General features: G+C 59.9%; 10 protein-coding genes. All 10 read left to right on the top strand.

Annotation, left to right across the window (positions count from 1 at the left end):
• Positions 1-21 precede the first annotated feature (21 nt).
• Positions 22-2,673, top strand: coding sequence for a fimbria/pilus outer membrane usher protein (locus tag OKW35_RS17825; RefSeq protein WP_429552726.1), 2,652 nt, complete (start codon positions 22-24; stop codon positions 2,671-2,673).
• A 71-nt stretch (positions 2,674-2,744) separates the two neighbouring features.
• Positions 2,745-3,305, top strand: coding sequence for a fimbrial protein (locus OKW35_RS17830; RefSeq protein ID WP_429552727.1), 561 nt, complete (start codon positions 2,745-2,747; stop codon positions 3,303-3,305).
• A 52-nt stretch (positions 3,306-3,357) separates the two neighbouring features.
• Complete coding sequence (locus OKW35_RS17835) at positions 3,358-4,041, top strand: DotU family type IV/VI secretion system protein (RefSeq protein ID WP_429552728.1); 684 nt, start codon at positions 3,358-3,360, stop codon at positions 4,039-4,041.
• Positions 4,038-5,717 carry an OmpA family protein gene (locus OKW35_RS17840; protein ID WP_429402043.1) on the top strand — a complete coding sequence of 560 codons (1,680 nt, stop codon included), beginning with the start codon at positions 4,038-4,040 and terminating at the stop codon, positions 5,715-5,717. The genes OKW35_RS17835 and OKW35_RS17840 overlap by 4 nt, the downstream gene beginning before the upstream one ends.
• Before the next feature lie 205 nt (positions 5,718-5,922).
• Positions 5,923-6,456 (top strand): type VI secretion system contractile sheath small subunit, encoded by a 534-nt coding sequence (tssB, locus tag OKW35_RS17845; RefSeq protein WP_429402041.1) that lies wholly within the window; start codon positions 5,923-5,925, stop codon positions 6,454-6,456.
• A gap of 46 nt (positions 6,457-6,502) precedes the next feature.
• A complete protein-coding gene (tssC, locus tag OKW35_RS17850) occupies positions 6,503-8,005 on the top strand; it encodes a type VI secretion system contractile sheath large subunit (protein ID WP_187616474.1) in 1,503 nt (500 codons plus the stop codon).
• Between the two features lie 109 nt (positions 8,006-8,114).
• The gene (locus tag OKW35_RS17855; RefSeq protein WP_184023663.1) at positions 8,115-8,597 is read left to right on the top strand and encodes an Hcp family type VI secretion system effector; all 483 of its coding nucleotides are present in this window, start codon (positions 8,115-8,117) and stop codon (positions 8,595-8,597) included.
• A gap of 140 nt (positions 8,598-8,737) precedes the next feature.
• Entirely contained in the window at positions 8,738-9,283 is a 546-nt protein-coding gene (gene tssJ, locus OKW35_RS17860; RefSeq protein ID WP_429552729.1) for a type VI secretion system lipoprotein TssJ, read from the top strand.
• A 5-nt stretch (positions 9,284-9,288) separates the two neighbouring features.
• Positions 9,289-10,638, top strand: a complete 1,350-nt coding sequence (gene tssK / locus OKW35_RS17865; protein WP_429552730.1) for a type VI secretion system baseplate subunit TssK — start codon at positions 9,289-9,291, stop codon at positions 10,636-10,638.
• Complete coding sequence (gene tssL / locus OKW35_RS17870) at positions 10,635-11,969, top strand: type VI secretion system protein TssL, long form (RefSeq protein WP_429552731.1); 1,335 nt, start codon at positions 10,635-10,637, stop codon at positions 11,967-11,969. The genes tssK and tssL overlap by 4 nt, the downstream gene beginning before the upstream one ends.
• The last annotated feature ends 9 nt before the right edge of the window (positions 11,970-11,978 follow it).

The raw sequence follows: 11,978 nt of genomic DNA on the forward strand, positions 1-11,978 counted from the left end.
AGCGACTGCTCGGCGTCCGAGTTGCCGCGACAGGAAGCCGGTGTCGACGGAGAGGCTGCGCGTACGGATGCGTCATCTACCACGGCGACATCAAATGCGCCCGCTGCGGAAGTTCCGCAAGAAGTCGAGTTCAATCCAGCATTCTTTACGGGCAACGTCGCCGATTTGTCACGCTATACGCGAGGCAATCCTGTTGCTCCCGGTGTTTATCCGCTCGAACTGCTCGTCAATGGTAAGAAGCGTGGACGCTTCGATGTCCTGTTTCAGGCAGTGCCGGGCTCGGATATCGCAACGCCCTGTTTCACGATGCCTGGCCTCGAGCGCGCTGGCGTAGATACCGAGCGCGTGGCCCAGCGGTTGAAGGAAGCAGGAAACGGCGACTTCGACGATATGGACGCGTCAGTGCAATGCGTCCCGCTGGTTGAAGCCGTACCGGGATCGGTTGCATCGTTCAACACCGCCGATCTGCAACTCGATCTGTCGATTCCACAGATCGAATTGCGCAAGGAGGCTGCCGGTTACGTTGATCCGTCCCGTTGGGACAACGGGATCAACGCAGGCTTCGTGCAATACAGTCTCGCCGGCTATACGACTCACCAGAACAATGGTAGCGGAGACTTCAGCAGTGTCTACCTCGGTCTGCAAAGCGGATTCAACGTGAACGGCTGGCGTTTCCGCCAGTGGTCCACGGTAAGCTCGCAGAACCGGGGTTCCGGCACGCATTGGCAAAGTGTCGCGCTGTTTGCGCAACACGATGTCACGGCGCTTAAGAGCCAACTGACGATCGGCGACAGCTCGACGAGCGGTGACGTCTTCGACTCATTCAACGTGCGTGGCGTCCAGCTTTCGAGCGACGACCGCATGTTGCCGGATTCCATGCGCTCCTACGCGCCGGTTGTGCGTGGCGTGGCTGATACCAATGCACGCATCATAGTGCGTCAGAACAACATCATCGTGGCCGAGACCAGCGTGCCGCCGGGGCCGTTTGAACTGAACGACCTGCCGGCTACGGGTTATGGCGGCGACCTTCAGGTCACTATTACAGAATCCGACGGCCGTCAGCGGACTTTTCTGGTGCCGTTTGCGTCCGTCCCGCAGTTGCTGCGGCCTGGTGTTGCACGTTTCAATCTGACGACCGGTGTCTATCGCGATACCGTGCTGAATAACCATCCGTGGGTGGCGCAGGCGGTTTATCAGCGCGGCCTGACAAACCTGTTGACCGGCTACACCGGTGCACAGTTTGCGGAAGGTTACTGGGCTGGCCTGGTGGGTGTCGCGCTCAATACGCCGCTCGGCGCATTCGCGTTTGACGTAACGGCGGCGGGAACGAATATTCCCGGCGTGTCTGGTGGTCGTCCCGGCTACAGTACGCGGATCAGCTACAGCAAGCTCCTTCCAGGGCCCAACACGAATTTTTCGGTTGCGGCTTACCGATACTCGACCTCACGCTTCTATAGCCTGCATGACGCGATGTACGCGCGATATGGCTCCCGAGACACCACGGGTCAGTATGACTACCGCACGCGCAGCCGTCTGCAGCTGAATATCAACCAGCCAATCGGCGAGTCGAGTTCTTTTTATATCGCCGGCAGTTCGCAGAACTACTGGGGCGCGTCGAAGGGCTACGATCTGCAATATCAGGTTGGTTTCAACAGCGCGTACAAGCGGGTGTCCTACTCGCTATATGCGCAACGCACGCGCCTGCAAAACTCGAAGATCAGCACGCAGGTAGGTTTGAACCTGACGATTCCGCTCGGCAAGGTCGACTCGAACGAGCATCATATGTTCGACTATCTGACCACCAACGTTTCGCGCGGCTCGAACGGGGATAGCACAATTCAGGCCACTGCGTCGGGCAACACGAGCGGAGCCACGCCGATCACCTACGGTGTCAACGCGTCACGGATCGTCGCCGGCGACAATCGGACCGTTTCCGCGGGTGGTTACGCGATGTATCGCGCGCCGTTCGCTACTTACAACGTCAATGCATCGATCAGCAATCAGACCCGTCAAGCCGCGTTCAACGCCGACGGCGCGGTCGTCGTTCACAGTGGCGGCATGACGCTGAGCCCGCCGCTTGGACAGGCGTTCGCGCTCGTCGAAGCGAAAGGCGCGGAAGGTGGCCGGATCATCAATGGCCAGGGTGCAAGGATTGACGCTAACGGCTATGCGGTGGTGTCTTCGCTGATGCCATACCGGGTCAACACGGTCGCGCTGGATCCGAGCGACGTGTCGCTCGACGTTGAACTGGGCAACACGAGTGAGGAAGTCGTGCCGCGCGCGAGTTCGCTCGTCAAGGTGAAGATTGCGACCACGCAGGGCACGCCGATTTTCGCCGAGGTTTTGGATCGGGAAGGCAAAGCCATGCCGATGGGCACCGAGCTATTCGACGAGTCCGAGAAATCGGTGGGCATCGTCGGTCAGGGGGGCCTCTCGTACCTGCGCGGCCTCGAGCACGAAGGCAAGCTGCTGGTGCGCTGGGGCAATCGCGCAGCGGAGCAGTGCGTGATGCCCTACACGGTGCCGGACGACGACAAGGCGGACAGCGGTCAGCGCGCGGGGATCGTTGCGCGCATCAAGCTGAGCTGTGATCCAGCGCTAGTCTGGTCTCCGCCGGCAAAGTCCGTAGCGCGACGTTCAGCGGGCGCGGCGCTTGTGAGTTCGCTTCGCTGAAGTGAAGGTCGATACCCGGTCAGCGCCAGCGCTGCGGCTTAGATGATTCCGCCGACAGTAGAGGTCAGAAAATGAAAAATATTTGTAGATACTTTCGGATTGCCGGACTAGTTTCCGGATTGATCGCAGGTGCGCTGTTGGGGTCGGTTTGCGTACATGCGCAAGGCTCGCCTTCGGTCACGCTCAATTTTAGTGGCACCTATAACGCGGAGACGTGTGCGTTGGTGAGTTCGCCCGACATGACGGTCACGTTGCCAACGCTTTCGACGCGATCGCTGCCGACGGCCGGAGTTATAGATGGCTCAAAGTTCTTTACCATCACGATTCAATGTCCAAGCGGTGTAACGGGGGCGCGCGTGTATTTCGAGAGCGGTTCGTCGACCGATCCCAACACCGGGAATCTGGACCTGCAGAATGCGAGCGGGGCGGCGTCGGCAACGAATGTACAGGTCATGCTGGCCAATCCGGACGGATCGCGGATCAAGGTCGGCGACCGGTCTACGATGAGAGTCGTTCCGATCACGTCCACGGATCCGACGCCGGTGGATTTCATTGCCAGCTACTACGCAACCGGTCGAGCCACGGCTGGCACCGTCAATACATTCGTCACCTATGTCGTCGAAATGCCCTGAGGGTGCCGGCGCGAATACGTTTCTTATTATGTTTGACTCAACAGTCGCGCTCATGCGAGCGACTGCGTTGCATGCAGCACTGCTGTCCGACGGCGCGGAGCTGCCGGCTATTCCTTTTTGGCGCGCGCGTTGCAGTACGTTGGTCGAGACGCTACAGCAGCAAATGCTGGATCGAACTTTTCCGGAAACGGATATCCGGGAAGTCAGCCTCGCACAATGCGTTCTGCTAGATGAACTGACGTTGCATGCATTGCCGTCCAGGCAGCGCGAGGAATGGTTGCGTGAGCCGCTGCAGATGCGTTTTCATGGCGTGCGTGACGGCGCCGCATGGGTATGGCACCGGATCGCGGCGGTGGTGGACGGCGGCGATCCGGACCCCGCCGGACTTGAGTTCTACACCATGTTGCTGGGGCAGGGCTTCGACGGCGGACGCGAAAACGCCAACGCATATCTGGAGCGTGCGAAATCGGCGTTGAACGGGCATCTGCGTCATAAGGCGGCGTTCTCCATACCCGACGCACCGGATAACGCCATGCCACTGACCAATTCGCTTCGGCCGTCGGACGTGTCACGCATCTCACATTCACGCAGAACCGCCGGCGGGGTGATTGCTGGTGCGGTTGCCATCGCGTCACTGTGGACGGCGATGGACCTTAGTCTGGACGTTGCGACACGCGGTCTACCTCAAACGTCGTCGCCGCAGAGTAGTCCTATGCAGACGGAGCGTTCGCAATGATTTCCGGAAACAGCTACCGGGCGGCGCTGATCTGGATCGCCGTCTCCGTAGTTGGACTGATATGGCTATGTTTGCCGCTTGCTCTCCAACCATCGTGGCCCGTTGTGCTCAGTCTTGTTCTGTTGACGGCGGTGGGCGCCGCCGTTTTGCCAGCTTACGGGCGATCGCATCCGACCCACGAGGATCAGGATTTTCAGCTCGGGAACGTGCGTCAGTTATCGATCGTTCTCGTCGTCGGGCCGCATGCCGGCGCGTTGTTTGCACGCGATGGCCAGACATCCACACTGCGACGTAACGGTGATGCGCTGTGGTTGCGTGTCCGGTCCCCGCAGCAGTTGTCCAGCGTGTTGGCCACGGTGATGGAGTCGCATCAACGTCCGCCGGATGCCGTGTTGATGCCCGTTGTTCCCGACGGTGAGTGCGACGATGCTGTGATTCGCCGCGAATTTTCCCGCTGGAAGCATCAAATCGACGCTTGCATCGGTCCCCGGGCGTTCGTATTACCCTGCTATATCGCGATCTACGCGTACCTCGGCTCGAATAGCGACCACGCAGTGGAACCGGTCTGGTTCGGCGATGCCATGAATATCTCGACGATGCAACCCGCGACCGCAACCGCGCGGCAACATGTGCAAGCGCTCAGGCAACAGCTGGATCAGGCTTGGCTCGCTGTCGCCCACCCGGAACGTGCGTCGCGTGCCGGTCTGGGGCATGCAGTGTTCGACTGGCTAGAAGATGAGGCGCTGCTATCGATACTTTCATCGCTCGCGAACACCGCGCCGTTCTCGCTGCGCGGCTTGCTGTTGGCCGACATAGGACACCCGCCGATGCGTCCAGGCGCATGGACGCGATGGCTCACCGGCAAGACCGCGCTGCGGCCGCTGCTGACGAGGCCGAAGGCTCAACCGAAGCCGCTGTCTCTGCCTTTACTTAAGACCATCGCGCGGAACGACAGATTCCGGGTTTCGAAGAGCGAGTGGGCCCGGTCGTATTCCGGAAGCTTGCACGCGTTGGCTGCGTCGGTGGTCGTCCTGATGGTGTCGATTGGTGTCTCCGCATGGTCGAACAGCAGGTTGGTCACGCGAGTCGCCGACGACCTCGAGGTCTACACGCATATACCCACAGCCCGTGCGGATGCGAAGCGTGAGCGATTCGAATCGTTGCGCAGACAATCCGCCGAGCTGGCTCGCTATGCGAGCAACGGTGTGCCGACCGGGCTCGGCTGGGGACTGTATCGGGGCAAGCAGTTGCAAGTCGCGCTTGAACGCGTGACCGCGACATCGCATTCCCCCACGATCGCCGCGCATTCCCCGCCCCTTGCTGTGACGATCGACAGCCTCTTGTTATTCGACAGCGGCAAGACGACGCTCAAGTCAGGTGCAGAGCCAAGGCTCCACGCGGTTCTCGATCTGATTCGCGCGAATCCCGACAAGCGAATTCTCATCGCGGGTCATACTGACAACGTGGGTGCCAGCGTCGCGAATCAAAAGCTCTCCGAGGCACGCGCGCGGGCCATCCGCGATTGGTTCGTCAACACGGCTACGTTGCCCGTCACACGTTTCGCAATTCAGGGGTATGGCGATACCCGGCCGATCGCCGGCAACGAAACTAGTCAGGGGCGCGAGATGAATCGTCGTGTCGAAATCACCGTTGTTCCCGATTCAGGCACGCACTGAAAGTACTCGTCGCGGGTAACCCTCTGGGAGCCAGCGTTCGCGCACGCCAACCCGGCCTCGCTTTTGCGAACGGGACAGACTTTTGGGCAACCGCCCATATCGCCGCGCTGTTCCGAGACATAACATCTTCAGCTTGCGGACTTCATACGAAAGCGAGCGGTGTCGCCGCTCCTTCTTTTACTTGAGCGAACAACCTCAGAGCACTATGTCGGCTTCTACCAGTTCTCAAAAATTCATCGCACGTAATCGTGCCCCCCGCGTCCAGATTGAATACGACGTCGAAATTTACGGTTCGGAAAAGAGAGTCGAACTCCCGTTCGTGATGGGCGTCCTCGCCGACTTGTCGGGCAAGCCGCTCGAACCGTTGCCCGCCGTTGGCGACCGTAAGTTCTTCGATATCGACATCGAGAACTTCGATGAGCGAATGAAGGCCATGAAACCGCGTGTCGCGTTCGCGGTGCCCAACACGCTGACGAACGAAGGTCAGCTGATGGTCGATATCACGTTCGAAAGCATGGACGACTTCTCGCCCGCAGCCGTCGCGAAGAAGGTTGACGCGCTTGCGCAGCTACTCGAGGCGCGTACGCAACTCGCCAATCTGCAAACGTATATGGATGGCAAAAGTGGCGCGGAAAACCTGGTCAGCAAGGTGTTGAGAGACCCAGCGTTACTCGAAGCGCTCGCAAAGGCGCCAAAGCCGGAAGCGGCATCCGCCGGCGAACCGGTGACCAACGAATGATTTTTGCTTTCCGCACGAAAGCACAGCCTGAAACAATGGGGAAATGATGGCCGAACTTCAAGCGAACACGCGCGCCAAGGCAACGGCGAGCGTGACCAGTCAGTCCGATTTCAACGCACTCCTATCGCGCGAATTCAAGCCCAAAACGGAGCGCGCGCGCGAGGCTGTCGAGGGGGCTGTCCGGACGCTCGCTCAACAAGCACTGCTTACATCGGCAACGGTGTCCGACGACGCATACAAAAACATAGAGTCAATTATTGGGGAGATCGATCGCAAATTATCCGAACAGATCAACCTGATTCTCCACCATGAAGATTTTCAGAGTCTTGAAAGCGCATGGCGTGGGCTTCATCACCTCGTCGCGAACACGGAAACGGATGAGAAGCTGAAGATCCGCTTTATGGATGTGTCGAAGGACGACCTGCGTCGCACGATGAAGCGCTATAAAGGGATTGCGTGGGACCAGAGTCCGTTCTTCAAGCAAATTTACGAGGAAGAGTACGGGCAGTTGGGTGGCGAGCCGTACGGCTGTCTCGTCGCTGACTACTACTTCGATCACACGCCCGCCGACGTCGACCTACTAGGCTCGATTGCAAAGGTGGCGGCAGCGTCGCATGCGCCGTTCATTACAGGCGCGGCACCGTCCGTGCTGCAGATGGACTCGTGGCAGGAACTCGCCAACCCGCGCGACCTGACGAAGATTTTTACGCAAAACCTCGAGTACGCACCTTGGAACTCGCTGCGTAGTTCGGAAGACGCGCGCTACATCGGCCTCGCAATGCCGCGTTTCCTTGCACGTCTGCCGTATGGCGTCAAGACGAATCCGGTCGACGAATTCAATTTCGAAGAGGCGACCGCCGGCGCGGATCATCAACGCTATGTATGGTCGAACGCGGCCTACGCAATGGCGGTGAACATCAACCGTTCGTTCAAGAACTACGGTTGGTGCACGCTGATTCGCGGCGTGGAAAGCGGTGGGGTAGTTGAAAACCTGCCGTGTCACACGTTCCCGACGGATGACGGTGGCATCGACATGAAGTGCCCGACGGAAATTGCGATCTCCGACCGCCGCGAAGCGGAATTGTCGAAGAGTGGTTTCATACCGCTCATTCACCGCAAGAACACTGACTACGCGGCGTTCATCGGCGCGCAATCGTTGCAGAAGCCGGTCGAGTACCACGATCCCGACGCAACTGCGAACGCGAATCTATCGGCACGTCTTCCGTATCTGTTCGCGTGCTCGCGCTTTGCGCATTACCTGAAGTGCATCGTGCGCGACAAGATCGGCGCATTCAAGGAGCGGGACGAAATGCAGCAATGGCTCAACGAATGGGTCATGAACTACGTTGACGCCGATCCCGCGAATTCGTCGCAGGAAACCAAGGCACGTCGACCGCTGGCCGCGGCCGAAGTGGTCGTCGAGGACGTCGAGGGAAATCCGGGATATTACCAGGCGAAGTTCTTCCTGCGTCCGCATTTCCAACTTGAAGGTCTGACGGTTTCTTTGCGTCTCGTCGCGAAGCTGCCGCTCGTGAAGGATGCAGCCTGATCTGACGTCTACCGTTCATTCGGTGATTGAGCGACGGACAGGCGCTCACTAAATATGCCTGACTTTCATTGAGCATCTTTAAAACTAATCGGTACCAAGGAGTATTTTTATGGCGCAAGACATCTTTCTCAAGATTAACGGGATTGATGGTGAGTCGGCAGACGCTAACCACAAGGACGAAATCGATGTTCTGAGCTGGGCGTGGGGCGTTACGCAGCAATCGAATATGCACGTTGGTTCCGGTGGTGGCGCTGGCCGAGCCACGGTCGACGACTTCACGTTTGAGCATTTCATCGATCGTGCAACGCCCAACCTGACGCAATACTGCCTGACCGGTAAGCACATCGACGAAGCCAAACTCGTCGTGCGCAAGGCTGGCGGTAATCCGCTCGAATACATCAAATTCACGATGAACGACGTGCTGGTTACCTCGGTGCATCCGTCCGGCGTCAGCGACAGTGAATCGCGTCCGTGCGAAACGGTGCGTCTGTCCTTTGCTCGCCTGAAGCAGGAATATGTGGTGCAGAACGCACAAGGCGGTAGCGGTGGTGCGATCACGGCGACCTTCGATATCAAGAAGAACACAGCCTAAATCGCACATTTTCCTGAATCTTGGCACGACGACCCTTTTGTCCGGGAAGCCGTGTCAAGATTGTTAACCGGGATGCCCGGCTGGATGCAGGCATCCCGGTTCATTCAGGGCGATGTGCGAGATCACCTTGATACCGTCAGATGGTTTCGATCTTTTTTTCCCGCTTCGCGATATGGCTGCGTATCGGAGGCTGGCTAGCCCTAAGCGGTGCGAGCGCATGGCTGTCCGGGTGCGCTACCGCGTCGGCTCCCGTTGTCAAGGAGCGAACGACCCTCCGGATTCAGATCGCGGCAAACGAGAACGTCAATCCGAACGAGTGGGGAACGGCGGCGCCGATCCTCGTGCAGGTCTACGAACTGAAGTCGCCGACGGCGTTTCAAACCGGCGACTTTTTCACGCTGCAAAGCGACGACAAAAAAATCCTTGGCGACGACGTGCTGGTCGTTGACGAATTTATTCTGCGTCCCGGCGATACACGCGAGATCGTCCGGAAGTCGAACCCCGCCACTACCGCAATTGGCGTGCTGGCCGGCTACCGGAATCTCGGGAAATCGGTCTGGCGCGCGGTTTACCGGTTGCCAATCGCGCCCGACGCCGCATGGTACAGGATGGCTCTTCCAGACAAGGAACAGAAGCTGACGATCCAGCTCGATCAGCGCACTGTTTCGATTTCAAAGTCAGACTAATTTCGATGAGTTGGTATAGCAAAGTTGTTTGGAGCGAAGGACTCTTCCTGCGCCCGCAATTGTTTCAGCAGCAGGAGCGGTATTTCGAGTCGTTCGCGCATCGCCGGAGCGCGCCGCTGAGCCCGTTTTTCTGGGGCTTCAGCCGTTATGAAATCGATCAGGAATCGCTCGCGTTCGGCAAGCTGGTGTTCAAGAGCGGGCTCGGCGTATTTCCAGACGGCACACCGTTCGAGGTGCCTGGCCTGACGCTGCCCCCGCCCCCACTGACGATCGGACCGGAACATCAGGAGCAGGTGATTTACCTGGCGGCCCCGCTTCGCTTGCCTAACACCGAGGAAACCGCCTTCACCGAGCAGAGCGGATCGCTGGCCCGTTACCATGCGTACGACGCGGAACTGCGCGACAGCAACGCGATCGGCCAGGGTCCGAAGCCCGTCCAACTCTCGAATCTGCGCTTGCGGCTGTTGCCCGAGAAAGAGCTGACGCAGTCGTGGATCGGGCTTGCGCTGACGCGCGTGAAGGCGCTGCACGCCGACGGCGCCGTGTCGCTGCACAGCGCCGACCACATTCCGCCCGTGACCGGTTACGGCGCGAATCCACTGCTGCGCGAATGGGCGATGCAGCTGCACGGCCTCGCGCGACTACGCGCCGACGCGCTCGCCGCCCGTCTGTCAGGTGCTGATGGCCGTACGGGCGCGGCGGCCGAAGTGGCCGACTATCTGCTGCTCCAGGTGCTCAATCGCTATGAGCCGCTGCTGGAGCATATTTGCCAACTCGAGGAGACCGCGCCGGTGACCCTGTATCGCGAGCTCGCGCTTTTCGCGGGCGAGCTTTCGACCTTCGTGCGTCCGCAAACGCGGCGTCCGCGGGCGGCGCCGGGCTATGACCATGCGCAGCTCTACCGCAGTATCAGGCCCCTCGTCGAGGAGGTTCACTATCTGTTGAACCAGGTGTTGATTCGTGGTGCGCAGCCCATTCCGCTTACGGAGCAGGCGCATGGCATTCGTACGGCCGCCATGCTGCCGAACGAATTGGCCGGCTATTCGAGCCTCGTGCTCGCCGTGGGCGCGCAGATGCCTTCCGAATTGCTGCAGCAGCAGTTTCTTGCCCAAACGAAGATCAGTCATCCGCAGCGCTTGCCGGAATTGATCCGTTCGCACCTGCCGGGTCTGGCAGTAGCGGCGCTGCCGGTTCCTCCGCGCCAGATTCCGTTCAACTCGGGCTTTATCTATTTCGAACTGTCGCGTACCGGACCGTTCTGGGAACAGATTGCGCGGCACGGAGGGCTTGCCATGCATGTCGCCGGGCACTTCCCGGAACTCAAGCTTGAGCTGTGGGGCGTGCGTCAAAAATGAGTACCGGTGCATACGGGGACGACGCGTTCGAGTTTCTGTTGAACCCCGACAACTCTGCTTCTGGCCAGAGCCAGCCGTCTGCCATTCCCGCTGGGCGTCCCACAACCGCGGGTGTCGCCAATCAGGAACCGGTGGTCGATGCGGCCGCGTTCGATCCGCCGGAACAAGTGCAGACGCGTCTGGAGCGCATGAAGGCTGCGCGCAATCCGTTGTGCGAAGCCGCGCAGCCTTTGTTGCGCATGCTGGCGGACATGCCGGCTTCGCTCGATTCGTTGGCTGCGGTCGCGAGCTTGCGCTCGCTGCTGGTGCGTGAGGTCGCCGCATTCCAGAAGGTCTGCGACAAAGCGAGTTTGCCGTGGAAGCACGTGGCGGCTGTCCGTTACGCGCTGTGCACCGCGCTCGACGAAGCCGCCAACCGCACGCGTTGGGGGAACGGTGGAATTTGGGCCGCGGGGGGGCTGCTGCTCAAGTTCGAAGGAGAAGTGGACGGCGGCGAGAAGTTCTTCCTGCTGATCGGCCGCATGGCAACGGATCCCCAGGAGTACATCGACGTCCTCGAGGTGTTGTATCGCATTCTCAGCCTTGGATTCGAAGGACGCTACAGCGTTGCCGCGGACGGTCCACGTCATCTGGAGCAGATCCGGCAGCGAATGCTGACGCTTATCAGCGGCACGCGGGACACGATGCGGCTCGAACTGTCGCCGCACTGGCGCGGCGAGGAGCCGGGCAGGATGCGGCTGCTGAAAAGCGTGCCGGTCTGGGCGACGGCGGGCGTCGCTGCGCTATGTGTGTTCTCGCTGTTCGCCTGGTACAAGTATCGGCTTCTGGCGCAAAGCAATGCGCTGGAAGCGAAGATTCTCGCGATCGGAGAGCCGATCAAGGTCGCGGCTCCGGTCGTTCACGAGCGCTTGCGCCTGTCGATTTTGCTGAAAGACGAGATCGCTCGCGGCCAGGTCTCCGTCGAAGAGAACGCGAGCAGCAGCCGGGTCGTGTTCCGTGGCGACTACGTGTTCCTGCCGGGGCAAAGCCGCATTCGACCGGAACTGGATCCGGTGTTGACCAAGGTCGCGCAGGAGGTCGTCCGGGTCGGCGGCAATGTCACGGTGACCGGGCACACCGACAACCAGCCGATTCATACGGCGGAATTTCCTGACAACCTGGTGCTATCGGAAAAGCGCGCCGCGTTCGTCGCCGACGTATTGAAGGCGCACGGCATGCCCGGCAATCGCATCGAGGCTGTCGGCAAGGGCGATACACAACCTGTCGCGGACAACAGTACAGCGGAAGGTCGTTCCCGCAATCGACGCGTGGAAGTCTTCGTCACGCATTAACGGGAAAGC

Source organism: Paraburkholderia sp. MM5477-R1 (genome assembly GCF_050436385.1).
Classification (GTDB): domain Bacteria; phylum Pseudomonadota; class Gammaproteobacteria; order Burkholderiales; family Burkholderiaceae; genus Paraburkholderia; species Paraburkholderia tuberum.